Source organism: Pseudomonas sp. RGM 3321 (assembly GCF_022836805.1).
GTDB lineage: Bacteria > Pseudomonadota > Gammaproteobacteria > Pseudomonadales > Pseudomonadaceae > Aquipseudomonas.
On record NZ_JALHBH010000095.1, the window covers coordinates 24,626 to 39,470 of the forward strand.

The following is a 14,845-nucleotide window of genomic DNA, read 5'->3' on the forward strand; positions in this document are numbered from 1 at the left end:
TGCAAAGTCCCTCTTAACACACCGTTTACTGACGGTTCGCCACGAGAGAGATGAACTATGTCCCAGGCCGCCCAACTGACTTCCGCCCTATCTGCTCAGGCTCAATACTCTCCGGAGCTGGAAAGTCGTCAGGGGCTTGAGCAGGCATTCTCGCTGTTCAATCAAATGTCGGCGCAATTGACCGACTCCTATGGGCTGCTCGAAGCGCGTGTCACTGAACTCAAGGGCGAACTGGCCCACGCCGGTGCCCAGCGTCTGCAAGAGCTGGCGGAAAAGGAGCGGTTGGCCAACCGCCTGCAGAACCTGCTTGATCTGCTCCCCGGTGGCGTAATCGTTATTGATGGCATGGGCGTGGTTCGCGAAGCCAACCCTGCGGCAATTGATCTGCTGGGCCAGCCATTGCTGGGCATGCTCTGGCGTCACGTCATCAGTCGGTGTTTTGCCCCGCGTGAAGACGATGGTCACGAAGTCTCGCTCAAGGACGGTCGCAGGCTTTCCATTGCAACCCGCTCGCTGGACGCCGAGCCCGGGCAGTTGGTGCTGCTTAATGATCTGACCGAAACCCGCCGTCTCCAGGAACAGCTGGCGCGTCACGAGCGGCTGTCATCGCTGGGTCGGATGGTCGCTTCTCTGGCGCATCAGATTCGTACGCCGTTGTCGGCCGCCATGATCTATGCCAGTCATCTGACCGAGCAGGAATTGCCGGTGGAAACCCAGCAGCGCTTTGCCGCACGGCTCAAGGATCGTCTGCATGAGCTCGAGCATCAGGTTCGCGACATGCTGGTGTTTGCCCGTGGCGAGTTGCCGCTGACGGATCGTCTGACGCCCGTTGCCTTGTTTCAGGCGTTGCAAAACGCTGCGGTCACCCATGTGCAGGGCGTGCCGGTACGTTGGCAGTGCGACAGTATTGAAGGCGAGTTGCTGTGCAATCGCGACACCTTGGTCGGTTCGTTGCTCAACCTGATTGAAAACGCCGTCCAGGCCAGTGCTGGCCGGACACTGCTGAAAGTTCATGTGTACAGCCGCGGCAATGTGCTGCGCGTATGCTTCAGCGATAACGGCAGCGGCATGGACAAGGCTGCGCTGGCGCGTATCGGCGAGCCGTTTTTCACTACCAAGACCACCGGCACCGGGCTCGGTCTGGCGGTGGTGACCGCCGTTTCGCGTGCGCATCAGGGCAGCGTGCATTATTTGTCGCGGGTCGGCCGTGGTACTTGCGCCATCGTCAGCCTGCCACTGATTCCGGCGTCCAGCTCCACAGGTAACAACTGATGTCGATCAATGTGTTGTTGGTCGAGGACGACCGTTCACTGCGCGAGGCGCTTGGCGAGACCCTTGAACTGGCAGGTTACAGGTACCAGGCGGTCGGTTCTGCGGAGGATGCGCTGGTTGCTGCCGAGGCGCAGCCATTCAGTCTGGTGATCAGTGACGTCAACATGCCGGGCATGGACGGCCACCAGTTGCTGAGTCTGTTGCGCAATCGCTATCCGCAATTGCCGGTGCTGCTGATGACCGCTCACGGTGCCGTTGATCGCGCGGTCGATGCCATGCGTGAGGGCGCGGCGGATTATCTGGTCAAGCCTTTCGAGCCCAAGGCTCTGATTGCTTTGGTTGCGCGACATGCACTAGGTCGTCTGGAGCCTGCCGAGCGTGACGGGCCGATTGCTGTCGAGCCCGCCAGTATCCAGTTATTGAACCTGGCCAGCCGTGTGGCGAAGAGCGACTCCACTGTGCTGATCTCCGGCGAGTCCGGCACAGGCAAGGAAGTGCTGGCGCGTTTCATTCATCAAAATTCGCCACGTGCCGATAAGCCTTTTATTGCGATCAACTGCGCTGCGATTCCGGACAATATGCTGGAGGCGACGCTGTTTGGTCATGAAAAGGGCTCGTTTACCGGCGCCATTGCCGCGCAGGCCGGCAAGTTCGAGCAGGCTGACGGCGGGACAATCCTGCTCGACGAGATTTCTGAAATGCCGCTGGGGCTGCAGGCCAAACTGTTGCGTGTGTTGCAGGAGCGAGAAGTCGAGCGTGTCGGGGCGCGCAAGCCGATCATTCTGGATATTCGTGTCGTGGCCACCACCAACCGCGATCTTGCGGGTGAAGTGGCGGCGGGGCGCTTTCGTGAAGATCTGTTTTATCGCCTGTCGGTGTTTCCACTGGCCTGGCAGGCGCTGCGTCAAAGGACTGCCGATATTCTGCCATTGGCCGAGCGGCTTCTGGCCAAGCACGTCAATAAAATGAAGCACGCGCCGGTTCGTCTTTCTGCCGAAGCGCAGCAGTGTCTGGTCAGCTACCCCTGGCCTGGCAATGTGCGTGAGCTGGACAATGCCGTGCAGCGGGCCTTGATTCTGCAGCAGGGCGGGGTGATACAGGCGCAGGATTTCTGTCTGTCCGGGCCGGTGACAAGTCTTCCAGCCGCTGCGGTGGTGGAGGCGGTGCCGTCTTTGCCTGTCACATCCTCGTCTGATAATGCAGGTTCCGGTGCCAATGCGGAATCTGTCGGTGCACTGGGTGATGACCTCAGGCGTCGCGAGTTTCAGATGATTATTGACACGCTGCGTGCGGAGCGCGGTCGTCGTAAAGAGGCCGCCGAGCGCCTGGGTATCAGCCCGCGTACCTTGCGTTACAAGCTGGCGCAGATGCGCGATGCCGGGATGGATGTGGAAGCCTATCTGTTCGCTACCTGAGCTGGTGGCGCTGATCGGTGGTTGTGATCGCCGGTCACTGAATATTCGTATAAGCGGTGCAAGCCGGAAATATCCGGATACCCCCCCATGAGTACGGGCGGTCTGGAGTGATTTCATGTCGGGCAACATGGCATTCCCATTTGGTGTGGCAAATAGCCGCCATCTAGCTGGCACCGTTGTTGCTATGTCTTCTGTACCCGCTGAATCAGTGTCAAAAATTTGCGGGCCTTACGAGAGAAACGTCCATGAGCCAAGGTGTTGAATTTAATCGCTTGATGTTGGATATGCGGGCCATGCAGATGGATGCGATGTCTGCACCCAAGCCCGTGTCCGGCGCGCAGGAAGCCGGCGCCAGCAGCTTTGCCGACATGCTTGGCCAGGCCGTCAACAAGGTCGCGCAGACCCAGCAGGCCTCCAGTCAGTTGGCCAATGCATTTGAAATCGGCAAGAGCGGTGTGGATCTGACCGACGTCATGATTTCGTCGCAGAAAGCCAGCGTGTCTTTTCAGGCGTTGACCCAGGTGCGTAACAAGCTGGTTCAAGCTTATCAAGACATCATGCAGATGCCGGTTTAAGGGACGTACTGAGTCATGGCCGAAGCAACTGCCGATCCCGTTCCAGCAAGAGCGGGCGCTTCCGATAAGAAACCGTTGTTCGGTTTGTCTTTTCTGGAAAACCTTTCCGAAATGACCATGCTGCGTCAGATCGGCCTCATGGTCGGTCTTGCCGCGAGCGTGGCCATCGGTTTTGCCGTGGTGCTCTGGTCCCAGCAGCCTGACTACCGTCCGCTTTATGGCAGCCTGGCGGGCATGGACAGCAAGCAGATCATGGACACCCTGACTGCGGCGAATATCAACTACACCGTCGAACCCAATTCCGGCGCGCTGCTGGTCAAGTCCGATGATGTGCAGCGTGCGCGTATCCAGCTGGCGCAGGCAGGCGTGGTGCAGAACGACGCTAACATCGGTTTCGAAATCCTCGACAAGGATCAGGGCCTGGGGACCAGTCAGTTCATGGAAGCCACGCGTTATCGTCGTGGTCTGGAAGGCGAACTGGCACGTACTATCTCCGCCCTGAACAACGTCAAGGGTGCCCGTGTGCACCTCGCGATTCCGAAGAGTTCGGTGTTTGTCCGTGACGACCGCAAACCAAGCGCTTCGGTACTGGTCGAGCTATATGCTGGCCGATCGCTGGAGCCCAGCCAGGTTCTGGCCATTATCAACCTGGTGGCCACCAGTGTTCCCGAGCTGAGCAAGTCGCAGATTACGGTCGTCGACCAGAAGGGCGCTTTGCTTTCCGATCAGGCGGAAAATTCCGAACTGACCATGGCTGGGAAGCAGTTCGACTACAGCCGTCGCATGGAAGGCATGCTGACCCAGCGCGTGCAGAACATTCTGCAGCCGATTCTCGGCAATGATCGCTACAAGGCTGAAGTCTCGGCAGTGGTCGATTTCAGCGCCGTCGAATCGACCGCCGAAAGCTTCAACCCTGACCAGCCTGCCTTGCGCAGCGAGCAATCAGTCAATGAACAGCGCTCCAGCAGCTCAAGCACGGGCGGCGTTCCGGGGGCACTGAGCAACCAGCCGCCAGGTCCTGCAACTGCTCCGCAGAATGCAACTGCCGGTGCGGCTGGTGCGGCAGGCCCTATTGCGCCAGGCCAGCCGCTGCTGGATGCCAATGGTCAACAGATCATGGACCCGGCGACCGGTCAGCCAGCGTTGGCTCCGTACCCGGCCGACAAGCGCGTGCAGTCGACCAAGAATTTCGAGCTGGACCGTTCGATCAGCCATACCAAGCAACAGCAGGGCCGTCTGACCCGTCTGTCGGTCGCGGTGGTGGTCGATGACATGGTCAAGACCAATGCGGCCAACGGTGAAGTCACTCGTGCGCCGTGGAGCGCGGCGGATCTGGCTCGCTTTACGCGTCTGGTGCAGGATGCCGTCGGTTTCGACGCCAGCCGCGGTGACAGCGTCAGCGTGATCAACGTGCCGTTCTCCAGTGAGCGCGCTGAAGTGTTGCCAGAGGCGTCGTTCTACTCGCAACCGTGGTTCTGGGACATCGTCAAACAGGCGGTAGGGGTGATCTTCATCCTGATCCTGGTGTTCGGCGTACTGCGTCCGGTGTTGAACAACATCACCACCGGCAAGAGCAAGGAACTGGCCGGTTTCGGTGGCGACGCCGAGTTGGGTGGCATGGGCGGCCTGGATGGCGAGTTGTCCAACGACCGCGTCAGCCTGGGTGGCCCGCAAAGTATTCTGCTGCCTAGCCCGACCGAGGGTTATGACGCACAGTTGAACGCAATCAAGAGCTTGGTGGCCGAAGATCCGGGTCGTGTGGCCCAGGTCGTGAAAGAGTGGATTAACACTGATGAATGATCGAGCCATGGTAGCCAAACTCTCCAAAGTCGAGAAAGCCGCAGTGCTGCTGCTTTCCCTCGGCGAAACCGACGCGGCTCAGGTGCTCCGGCACATGGGTCCCAAGGAAGTCCAGAAAGTGGGCGTAGCGATGGCTCAGATGCGCAATGTGCATCGCGAGCAGGTCGAAGAGGTCATGAGCGAGTTTGTCGACATCGTCGGCGATCAGACCAGCCTTGGCGTCGGTTCCGACGGCTATATCCGCAAGATGCTGACCCAGGCACTCGGCGAAGACAAGGCTAACGGCCTGATCGACCGGATCCTGCTGGGCGGCAACACCAGCGGTCTGGACAGCCTCAAATGGATGGAGCCGCGTGCCGTCGCCGACGTGATCCGTTTCGAGCACCCACAGATTCAGGCCATCGTGGTGGCTTATCTTGACGCAGACCAGGCGGGCGAGGTGCTTGGGCATTTCGATCACAAGGTCCGTCTGGATATCATCCTGCGCGTTTCTTCGCTCAATACGGTGCAGCCAGCAGCGCTCAAAGAGCTTAACCAGATTCTCGAGAAGCAGTTCTCCGGTAACGCCAACACGTCGCGTACTACCTTGGGTGGTATCAAGCGTGCAGCCGACATCATGAACTTCCTCGACAGCTCCATCGAAGGCGCGCTCATGGATTCGATCCGCGAGGTCGACGAAGACCTTTCGGTACAGATCGAAGACCTCATGTTTGTCTTCAACAACCTCTCCGACGTGGACGACCGCGGTATTCAGGCGCTGTTGCGCGAAGTATCCTCGGACGTGCTGGTACTGGCGCTCAAGGGCTCGGACGAGGCGATCAAGGAAAAAATCTTCAAGAACATGTCCAAGCGTGCCGCCGAACTGTTGCGCGACGACCTGGAAGCAAAAGGTCCGGTGCGTGTCAGCGACGTGGAAACCGCCCAGAAAGAAATCCTCACCATTGCGCGTCGTATGGCCGAGGCCGGCGAGATCGTACTCGGTGGCAAGGGTGGCGAGGAAATGATCTAAGGATTCAGCCGACTCATGTCCAGTTCCAATAAAGAATCGGCCAGCGACCTCATTCGCGCCAAGGACGCCGGGTTGCTCGATATCTGGGCGTTGCCCAGCTTCGATCCACATGTGGAACCCGAGCCTGAGCCCGAACCGGAACCGGTCGACGAACCGGCCGAGATGGAAGAAGTACCGCTGGACGAAGTTCAGCCGCTGACCCTGGAGGAGCTGGAAAGCATCCGCCAGGAGGCCTGGAACGAAGGCTTTGCCACCGGTGAAAAGGAAGGCTTTCACAGCACACAGTTAAAAGTGCGCCAGGAAGCGGAAGTTGTTCTAGCGGCCAAGGTCGCCAGCCTGGAACAACTGATGGGCCACCTGTTGGCACCTATCGCCGAGCAGGACACCCAGATCGAAAAGGCCGTCATTCATCTGGTCGAGCACATCGCGCGGCAAGTCATTCAGCGCGAACTGGTCACTGATTCCGGGCAGATCGCCAGCGTGTTGCGCGATGCGCTCAAGCTATTGCCGATGGGTGCGCAGAACCTGCGAATTTTCATCAATCCTCAGGACTTCCTGCTGGTCAAGGCCATGCGCGAGCGTCATGAGGAGTCGTGGAAAATAGTCGAAGACGAAGACTTGCTGCCGGGTGGTTGCCGTATAGAAACCGAGCACAGCCGTATTGATGCCAGTGTCGAAACGCGAATCGCGCTGGCTATTTCCAAAATGCATGATCAGTTGCATGAGCAAGTGACGCATCCTGCTGCGGCGGACCTCAGCGTCGACCTGCAAGCCTCGCCCGGCAAGGCTTCCAGTGCAGCCGAAGCTGACGCGGACACGCTCGATGCGCCTTGATCGCACCAGTTTCGGCAAACGCCTCGGTTCCTATGCCGAGTCGATCAGTCTGCCTGCGCAGCCCGTTGTAGAGGGCCGCCTGCTGCGTATGGTTGGCCTGACGCTTGAGGCCGAGGGCTTACGTGCGGCGATGGGTAGCCGTTGCGTGGTCATCAACGATGACAGTCATCACCCGGTCGAAGTCGAGGCCGAAGTGATGGGGTTTTCTGGCGGCAAGGTGTTTCTGATGCCAGTTGGCAGCGTGGCGGGCATTGCGCCCGGCGCGCGAGTGGTACCGCTGGCCGATACCGGTCGCCTGCCGATGGGCATGAGCATGCTGGGCCGCGTGCTTGACGGCGCGGGCCGGCCGTTGGACGGCCGCTCGCCGATCAAGGCTGAAGACTGGGTGCCGATGGATGGCCCGACCATCAACCCGCTCAAGCGTGACCCCATCAGCCAGCCGCTGGATGTCGGCATTCGCTGCATCAACGGTTTATTGACGGTTGGCCGCGGCCAACGTCTTGGGTTGTTTGCCGGTACTGGTGTGGGCAAGAGTGTGCTGCTGGGCATGATGACGCGCTTCACCGAGGCGGACATCATCGTCGTCGGCCTGATCGGTGAGCGGGGTCGTGAGGTCAAAGAGTTCATCGAGCATATTCTTGGCGAAGAGGGTCTGAAGCGCTCGGTGGTGGTTGCATCGCCAGCCGATGATGCGCCGCTCATGCGGCTGCGCGCTGCCATGTACTGCACACGTATCGCCGAATACTTTCGTGACAAGGGCAAGAATGTCCTGCTGTTGATGGACTCGTTGACCCGTTTTGCTCAGGCTCAGCGGGAAATCGCCCTGGCCATCGGCGAGCCGCCAGCCACCAAGGGCTACCCGCCCTCTGTGTTCGCCCGGCTGCCCAAGCTGGTGGAGCGCGCTGGCAATGCCGAGGCGGGTGGTGGTTCCATCACGGCCTTTTACACGGTGCTGTCGGAAGGCGACGACCAGCAGGACCCTATTGCCGACTCCGCGCGGGGTGTGCTCGACGGTCACATCGTGCTGTCCCGGCGTCTGGCTGAAGAAGGTCATTACCCGGCCATCGATATCGAAGCTTCCATCAGCCGGGTCATGCCTGCGGTGGTCAGCCCCGAGCACATGGCGCGTGCGCAGCATTTCAAACAGTTGTGGTCGCGTTACCAGCAGACTCGCGACCTTATCAGTGTCGGTGCCTATGTGGCGGGTGGCGATCGCGAGACAGACATGGCGATTGCGTTGCACCCGGTGTTGGTGCGCTATCAGCGCCAGGGTCTGCGAGACAACGAAAGCATGCAAGGCAGTGGCGAGGCGCTGGCGTCGATATTCGCACCGGCACCTGGCGGCTGATAGCCTATGGCTCAGAGTCGAGCGGCGCGTCTGGCGCCAGTGGTCGAGATGGCGGAAGCCGCCGAGCGAACGGCGGCTCAGCGGCTTGGGCATTTTCAGGGGCAGGTCAATCTGGCCAACAACAAGCTGCAGGAACTTGACCAGTTTCGTCAGGATTATCAGCAGCAATGGTTGCAACGCGGCAGTGCCGGGGTTTCCGGGCAGTGGTTGCTGGGTTATCAGCGCTTTCTCAGTCAGCTCGATGTCGCCGTTGCCCAGCAATACAAAAGTCTTGAGTGGCACAAGGCCAATCTCGATCGGGCGCGTAGCGCCTGGCAGGATTGTTATGCGCGGGTCGAAGGCTTGCGCAAGCTGGTGCAGCGTTATATGGATGAAGCACGCAGACTGGAGGACAAGCGGGAGCAGAAATTGCTCGACGAGTTGTCGCAGCGTCTGCCTCGTCACGAACAATTCTGACGTTTGACTCAATCAGACCCGCGGTGATTTCTCTGGCTGGTCTACGCTATCAATGTCTCGGTGATGAAACACCTCGAGGTTCCCCATGACAGTCACTTCCGAACGCTCTGCCGATGGCCAGACGCTGACCCTTTACATCGAGGGGCGCTTTGATTTTCAATCCCATCAGGCGTTTCGCGCAGCCTACGAGGATCACCCGCAGACGCTGAACTATGTGGTCGACCTGCGGGGCACGCACTATCTGGACAGTTCTGCGCTGGGGATGCTGTTGCTGTTACGCGACCATGCCGGTGGCGATAAAGCGGTGGTGCACCTTGTCAATTGCACGCCTGATGTACTGAAGATTCTGGCTATTTCCAATTTCTCGAAGTTGTTCGAACTGAGCATACCCAGTGCAGGCATCCCCGAAAAAGCTGTGCATTCTGATCGCCGATGACAGCGCCAGTGACCGGCTGCTGCTTTCAACCATCGTTGCGCGGCAGGGTCACAGGGTTCTCAGTGCTGGCAATGGTGTCGAAGCTGTGGCCATCTTCAAGGCGGAAAGTCCGCAGTTGATTCTGATGGACGCCATGATGCCGGTCATGGACGGCTTCGAAGCGGCACGACGGATCAAGGCGATGAGTGGTGAGTCGCTGGTGCCGATCATCTTCCTCACCTCGCTGACCGAAGGCGAGGCGCTTGCGCGCTGCCTGGACGCCGGTGGCGACGACTTCATGTCCAAGCCTTACAACCCGCTGGTGCTGGCCGCCAAGCTAAATGCCATGAACCGCTTGCGGGTGTTGCACGAAACTGTCCGTCAACAACGTGACCAGATCAGCAAACACCACGAGTACCTTCTCAACGAGCAGCGTGTCGCCAAGGCGGTGTTCGATCAGATTGCCCACGCCGGTTGCCTGGGGGTCGGCAATATCCGCTACTTGCAGTCTCCTTATGCCTTGTTCAACGGCGATCTGATGCTGGCCGCCTACACGCCAGCCGGGCACATGCAGGTCCTGCTTGGGGATTTCACCGGGCATGGCTTGCCGGCTGCCGTCGGGGCGATGCCGCTTGCCGAGGTGTTCTACGGCATGACCGCCAAGGGCTACGGCCTGGTTGAAATCCTTCGTGAAATGAACGCCAAGCTCAAACGCATCCTCCCCGTCGACATGTTCTGTTGTGCAACGCTGCTTTGTATCAACCTTGCACAACGGCAGGTCGAGGTCTGGAGCGGTGGCTTGCCAGACGGCTACCTGTTGCGCGGCGCGCAGGGTGAGCATGTGCCGCTGGCTTCCAGTCACCTGCCATTGGGCGTGCTGAGCGTCGATGCTTTCGATACACGCACCGATGTCTATCCGTTGGCGCCGGGCGATCGCATCTTCCTGTTGTCCGACGGGGTGCTCGACACCAGCAACAACAATGACGAACTGTTCGGTGCGCAGCGTTTGCGCCAGGTGCTTTCTGCCAACCGCGAGCCGCACTTGCTGATCGAGGAAATTCTCGTAGCGCTCAACGATTTTGGCGGCAAGGCACGTGACGATGTCAGCTTGCTGGAAATCAGCGCCGTCGATGAGCCATTGCAGAGTCTGCCTGCCCTGACCTATTCGGACAGCGGCGCCTCCAGCCCGCTGGACTGGTCGGCCAGCTTCGAGTTTCGCGCTTCTACCCTGAGGCGCTTCAACCCGCTGCCGTACGTCTTGCAGTTGCTGCTTGAAGTTCATGGCCTGCGCAATCAGGGTGCCGCACTGCATATGGTGCTCGGCGAGCTTTATAGCAATGCGCTGGAACATGGTGTGCTAGGGCTGGATTCGTCGCTCAAGCATGATGCGGCAGGCTTCGCCCTGTATTATCAGCAGCGCGCCGAGCGTCTTGGCATGCTTCAGACCGGGTTCATCCGCGTGACTGTGCAGGTCGAGCCAGTTGCAGAGGGTGGTCGGCTGACCCTCAGCGTGGAGGACAGTGGTCAGGGATTTGATATTGAAAAAGTCCGGATGCAGATACCTGCGAGCAATGAACTGTATGGTCGCGGGCTACGCCTGGTGTGTGAATTGAGTCGTGAGGCTCGGTGGTCTGCGGATGGCAGGACGGCGTGCGTGGAATTTTCCTGGGAGGGAGTGGCATAATCCCCTCTGGAGTCTTGATCAAGGAGTGAACAAGTGTCGATTCATCTGGATTACAGCGTGCTGAATGCCTTGCAGGAAGTCATGGAGGACGAGTATCCGACCTTGCTGGATGTGTTCCTCAAGGATTCCGAGCAGCGTATCGCGCAACTGCGTCTTGCTGTTCAAACAGGCCATCCTGACTTTCAGGAATTGAGCCTCACCGCGCACAGTTTCAAGGGCAGCAGCGGCAATATGGGTGCGCTGCAACTTTCCGAGCTGTGTCGGCAGTTGGAAGAGCAGTCCCGTCAGCAGTTGTTCACAGGGCTGCCAGAGCTGATCGGCAAAATCGACAGCGAATACATGACTATTCGCGGCTTGTTTAACGCAGAGCGGCAGTTGTTTGTCAGCTGATCGCTGATTTCCAGATCCCCGATCTTCCTTTATCCGGCAACCTTTCAAGCGGCGGTGAAAGGTTGGCCCGCATATTGCTAAATATTCTGGTAAGGCGATAACCAGCAGCTTATGCGGAGACCGAAATGCCCCTCGCTACCAATGCGCTTCTTCAGGCCACAAGCACTGCGACCTCAAGGTCCGGTACGGCCAATAATGCGGTCAAGTCTGCTGACAGCAGCAAGGACGGGGCCTCCAGCTTTTCCAATGTGTATGCCAAACAGGCGAAGGATGCTGTTCCGTCGCGTGAGGATGCGCCGGTCAAGTCGGCTCGCGACAAGGCAGCGCCTGACAAGGACAAGGTTGCCGTCGGCAAGGACAAGTCTTCCGGTGATCAGGCCAATGCCGCTGACACGTCGAGTGTTGCCGATAGCGGCAATGATTTGCCAACCCGTTCGACTGCCGCTGAGGATGATGCTGCCAGTGCCGGTTCAAAGCAGGATGATGCACAGGCATCTGCAGACCCGGCATTGACTGAAGGGCTGGCGATTGTCGACCCGGTGCTTGACCCGGCGTTGCAGGCGATGGCTGCGCAAGCGCCTGCCTTGCCGGTCGCCAGGCCACAAAGCCCTGACGTCACAGCTGCGCCCGCAGCGACCGCGCTCACGGTCACTCAGGCTGCTCCGCCCGCGCCGACTGAAGAAGCATTCAATCCGGACGCCGATCCGCTTGATGGTCTGGATGCGGTGCAATTGGCGCTGGAGAATGCCAACGCCAAAACGCAGCTGGCTGCGCAGAATACCCATGCTGCCAACAAAGCGACCCCGACCAACGCAGAAGCTGATCCAAACCAGAATCTTGTCAATAACCTGTCGGCCCTGAGCGAGCAGCTTCCCTCGGAAGAGAGCAGCACGGAAAGCAGTGACAAGTCGTTCAGCGGCTTGATCGGCGAAGGACTGAAGGATGTCAAAAGCGCCGCTGGCGACACGCGCGTCGATAACTTTGCCGATCGCCTCGCTGCGCTGAGTCAGGCCGCGCAACCGGCTCGTGTTGCGGCAACACCTGCCGCCGCGCCGTTGATGAGTCAGCCGTTGGCCATGCATCAAAGCGGCTGGACCGAAGGCATTGTCGACCGCGTCATGTACCTGTCGAGCCAGAACCTCAAAACTGCCGATATCAAGCTGGAGCCCGCCGAACTCGGACGTCTGGACATCCGCATCAACATGGCACCGGAGCAGCAGACCCAGGTAACGTTCATGAGCGCCCACATGGGTGTGCGTGACGCACTGGAAAGTCAGATGTCGAGGTTGCGTGAGTCGTTCGTTCAGCAGGGGCTTGGCAACGTCGACGTCAACGTTTCCGACCAGTCGCAACAGCAGGCCCAGCAACAGGCTCAAGAGCAGGCCAGCCGCGCCCAGCGCAACGGTCGTGGTAATGGCGTGAGCTCAGGCGACACTTCGGATGACATTGCAGGCGTCGATGCTGCTGTTCCGGTCAGCCAGCCGGCTGCACGCGTGATCGGCAGCAGCGAGATCGATTATTACGCGTGATGCTCCTGTCTCACATGGCAGCCGCGACGCTAAGTCATGCCTTGCCTGCTAGTTGTTAAGGTAGAAATGCTTTTCGAGCTCGATGGTACAGACGACACAAATTGCGACCTTAGTGACGGCTGAGTTCTGGCGCTGACCCGGGGCTAGCCTGGCAGGACGCCAGGCTAGCCGCACCGGGCCACGGATGGCCCGTTGCGGCGACCCTCCGGATCAGTGGCAGGGCGAAGGAGCCCGACGAAGTCGGGCCGGAAACAGGAGCGAGGGGGGTGCCTACTTTGGCCCCATCAAAGTAGGTCGCCGAGGGGCGAAAAGATGACTCAAGTCGAGCCTGAATCTCACTGAATCGCAGAACTGTGTGACGCAGAGCGTCACGAAAGGCATTACCACGCGGAGCGTGGGAACGATAGTCATCAGCTCCCGGGTCGGGCGCTTCAGCACTGACACAAGCATCACCATCCCTCCGCGCCCAGCCGCGTAACCGGTTGTGTCCAATACATCGTCATCTCGTACAACTCTGGCATAACACTTGCTCTGCCTCTGTCACGTATTGAAGAATCTCTTGAATAGTGACGGATTATTGGCATGGCGAAGAGCGAAGAAGTTAAAGACCCGGCAACCAAAGGCAAACTCAAGCTCATCATCCTCGCCGTTGTGGCGTTGCTGCTGGCGGTAGGTTTGTCGGTGGGCGCGACCTGGTTCCTCATGCACAAGAGCGAAAGCACACCAGACCCGGCTGCTGCCGCTGCCGCAGCTAACGTCAAGCCAGTGGCGGTATTCGAACCCATGACCCCGGCCTTCGTGGTCAACTTCAACTCCAATGGTCGCCAGCGCTACATGCAGGTCAGTATCACCATGCTGTCGCGCAATGCCGCCGACATGGAAGCGCTGAAGGCGCACATGCCGCTGATCCGCAACAATCTGGTCATGCTGTTTGCAGCTATACCCTTTGAGTCGCTGGCCTCGCCGATCGGCCAGGAAATGCTGCGTCAGAAAGCGACCGCGAGCATTCAGGAAGTGGCACAGAAAGAACTCGGCAAGACTGTGATCGAACAGCTGCTCTTCACTAACTTCGTATTGCAGTAGGACTCTCACATGGCCGTGCAAGACCTGCTCTCCCAGGACGAGATCGACGCGCTGCTGCATGGCGTCGACGACGGGATGGTCCAGACCGACACCGTCAACGAGCCTGGCAGTGTCAAAAGCTACGACCTGACCAGTCAGGACCGGATTGTCCGCGGGCGCATGCCGACGCTGGAAATGATCAACGAGCGATTCGCCCGCTACACGCGTATCAGCATGTTCAACCTGCTGCGCCGCTCTGCTGACGTGGCGGTGGGTGGTGTTCAGGTTATGAAGTTCGGCGAGTACGTGCATTCGCTGTACGTGCCGACCAGTCTCAACCTGGCCAAGATCAAGCCGCTGCGGGGCACTGCGCTGTTCATCCTCGACGCCAAACTGGTGTTCAAGCTGGTGGACAACTTTTTCGGTGGCGATGGCCGCCACGCCAAGATCGAAGGCCGTGAGTTCACGCCGACCGAACTTCGCGTTGTGCGCATGGTGCTGGATCAGGCGTTCATCGACCTCAAGGAAGCCTGGCAGGCGATCATGGAAGTGAACTTCGAGTACATCAACTCGGAAGTGAACCCGGCCATGGCCAACATCGTCGGGCCGAGCGAGGCCGTGGTCATTTCCACTTTCCATATCGAACTGGATGGCGGTGGCGGAGATCTGCACGTGACCATGCCGTACTCGATGATCGAGCCGATCCGCGAAATGCTCGATGCCGGTTTTCAGTCGGATCTGGACGATCAGGACGAGCGTTGGGTCAACGCGCTCAAGGAAGACGTTCTGGACGTCAATGTGCCGCTCACCACGACCATCGCTCAGCGCCAGTTGCCGTTGCGGGACATCCTGCACATGCGCCCTGGTGACGTTATTCCGGTGGAACTGAGCGACTCGCTGGTCCTGCGTGCCAATGGCGTACCGTCATTCAAGGTCAAGCTTGGCTCGCACAAGGGCAAGATGGCCCTGCAAGTAATCGAACCCATAGCGCGACGCTGACCTGTCTGGTCGACGTCGGAAATTGTTGCGTAACTGAAATACTGCGTGCAGAGGACA

14 protein-coding genes are annotated in these 14,845 nt (G+C 59.3%); all 14 read left to right on the forward strand.

What is annotated here, in order from left to right; genetic code table 11:
- The first annotated feature begins 57 nt into the window (after nt 1–57).
- The gene (locus tag RGM3321_RS05845) at nt 58–1,272 is read left to right on the forward strand and encodes an ATP-binding protein (protein ID WP_244391995.1); all 1,215 of its coding nucleotides are present in this window, start codon (nt 58–60) and stop codon (nt 1,270–1,272) included.
- On the forward strand, nt 1,272–2,687 hold the full coding sequence (locus tag RGM3321_RS05850) for a sigma-54 dependent transcriptional regulator (RefSeq protein ID WP_244391997.1): 1,416 nt from the start codon (nt 1,272–1,274) through the stop codon (nt 2,685–2,687). Before RGM3321_RS05845 ends, RGM3321_RS05850 begins: the two co-directional genes overlap by 1 nt.
- 245 nt (nt 2,688–2,932) lie before the next feature.
- A complete protein-coding gene (gene fliE, locus RGM3321_RS05855; protein ID WP_002554293.1) occupies nt 2,933–3,262 on the forward strand; it encodes a flagellar hook-basal body complex protein FliE in 330 nt (109 codons plus the stop codon).
- Nucleotides 3,263–3,277: 15 nt separating this feature from the next.
- Nucleotides 3,278–5,062 (forward strand): flagellar basal-body MS-ring/collar protein FliF, encoded by a 1,785-nt coding sequence (gene fliF, locus RGM3321_RS05860; RefSeq protein ID WP_244391999.1) that lies wholly within the window; start codon nt 3,278–3,280, stop codon nt 5,060–5,062.
- The gene (fliG, locus tag RGM3321_RS05865; RefSeq protein WP_002554291.1) at nt 5,055–6,071 is read left to right on the forward strand and encodes a flagellar motor switch protein FliG; all 1,017 of its coding nucleotides are present in this window, start codon (nt 5,055–5,057) and stop codon (nt 6,069–6,071) included. Before fliF ends, fliG begins: the two co-directional genes overlap by 8 nt.
- 15 nt (nt 6,072–6,086) lie before the next feature.
- A complete protein-coding gene (fliH, locus tag RGM3321_RS05870) occupies nt 6,087–6,905 on the forward strand; it encodes a flagellar assembly protein FliH (RefSeq protein WP_230016520.1) in 819 nt (272 codons plus the stop codon).
- The gene (gene fliI / locus RGM3321_RS05875; RefSeq protein ID WP_004664459.1) at nt 6,895–8,253 is read left to right on the forward strand and encodes a flagellar protein export ATPase FliI; all 1,359 of its coding nucleotides are present in this window, start codon (nt 6,895–6,897) and stop codon (nt 8,251–8,253) included. The genes fliH and fliI overlap by 11 nt, the downstream gene beginning before the upstream one ends.
- Before the next feature lie 6 nt (nt 8,254–8,259).
- Nucleotides 8,260–8,709, forward strand: coding sequence for a flagellar export protein FliJ (fliJ, locus tag RGM3321_RS05880; RefSeq protein ID WP_002554288.1), 450 nt, complete (start codon nt 8,260–8,262; stop codon nt 8,707–8,709).
- Between the two features lie 85 nt (nt 8,710–8,794).
- Nucleotides 8,795–9,145 carry an STAS domain-containing protein gene (locus RGM3321_RS05885; RefSeq protein ID WP_244392001.1) on the forward strand — a complete coding sequence of 117 codons (351 nt, stop codon included), beginning with the start codon at nt 8,795–8,797 and terminating at the stop codon, nt 9,143–9,145.
- On the forward strand, nt 9,102–10,808 hold the full coding sequence (locus RGM3321_RS05890; RefSeq protein ID WP_244392003.1) for a fused response regulator/phosphatase: 1,707 nt from the start codon (nt 9,102–9,104) through the stop codon (nt 10,806–10,808). The genes RGM3321_RS05885 and RGM3321_RS05890 overlap by 44 nt, the downstream gene beginning before the upstream one ends.
- A gap of 33 nt (nt 10,809–10,841) precedes the next feature.
- Nucleotides 10,842–11,198 carry an Hpt domain-containing protein gene (locus RGM3321_RS05895; protein ID WP_058401335.1) on the forward strand — a complete coding sequence of 119 codons (357 nt, stop codon included), beginning with the start codon at nt 10,842–10,844 and terminating at the stop codon, nt 11,196–11,198.
- A 125-nt stretch (nt 11,199–11,323) separates the two neighbouring features.
- On the forward strand, nt 11,324–12,727 hold the full coding sequence (locus tag RGM3321_RS05900) for a flagellar hook-length control protein FliK (RefSeq protein WP_244392005.1): 1,404 nt from the start codon (nt 11,324–11,326) through the stop codon (nt 12,725–12,727).
- 582 nt (nt 12,728–13,309) lie between these two features.
- Nucleotides 13,310–13,810, forward strand: a complete 501-nt coding sequence (gene fliL / locus RGM3321_RS05905) for a flagellar basal body-associated protein FliL (protein ID WP_058402554.1) — start codon at nt 13,310–13,312, stop codon at nt 13,808–13,810.
- Between the two features lie 9 nt (nt 13,811–13,819).
- Nucleotides 13,820–14,788 carry a flagellar motor switch protein FliM gene (gene fliM, locus RGM3321_RS05910; RefSeq protein ID WP_244392007.1) on the forward strand — a complete coding sequence of 323 codons (969 nt, stop codon included), beginning with the start codon at nt 13,820–13,822 and terminating at the stop codon, nt 14,786–14,788.
- The last annotated feature ends 57 nt before the right edge of the window (nt 14,789–14,845 follow it).

Coding starts and splice junctions, on each gene's coding strand:
- fliM (WP_244392007.1), top strand. CDS start 13,820: ATGGCCGTGCAAGACCTGCTCTCCCAGGACGAGATCGACGCGCTGCTG.
- RGM3321_RS05900 (WP_244392005.1), top strand. CDS start 11,324: ATGCCCCTCGCTACCAATGCGCTTCTTCAGGCCACAAGCACTGCGACC.
- fliG (WP_002554291.1), top strand. CDS start 5,055: ATGAATGATCGAGCCATGGTAGCCAAACTCTCCAAAGTCGAGAAAGCC.
- fliL (WP_058402554.1), top strand. CDS start 13,310: ATGGCGAAGAGCGAAGAAGTTAAAGACCCGGCAACCAAAGGCAAACTC.
- fliI (WP_004664459.1), top strand. CDS start 6,895: ATGCGCCTTGATCGCACCAGTTTCGGCAAACGCCTCGGTTCCTATGCC.
- RGM3321_RS05845 (WP_244391995.1), top strand. CDS start 58: ATGTCCCAGGCCGCCCAACTGACTTCCGCCCTATCTGCTCAGGCTCAA.
- RGM3321_RS05850 (WP_244391997.1), top strand. CDS start 1,272: ATGTCGATCAATGTGTTGTTGGTCGAGGACGACCGTTCACTGCGCGAG.
- RGM3321_RS05885 (WP_244392001.1), top strand. CDS start 8,795: ATGACAGTCACTTCCGAACGCTCTGCCGATGGCCAGACGCTGACCCTT.
- fliF (WP_244391999.1), top strand. CDS start 3,278: ATGGCCGAAGCAACTGCCGATCCCGTTCCAGCAAGAGCGGGCGCTTCC.
- fliE (WP_002554293.1), top strand. CDS start 2,933: ATGAGCCAAGGTGTTGAATTTAATCGCTTGATGTTGGATATGCGGGCC.
- fliJ (WP_002554288.1), top strand. CDS start 8,260: ATGGCTCAGAGTCGAGCGGCGCGTCTGGCGCCAGTGGTCGAGATGGCG.
- fliH (WP_230016520.1), top strand. CDS start 6,087: ATGTCCAGTTCCAATAAAGAATCGGCCAGCGACCTCATTCGCGCCAAG.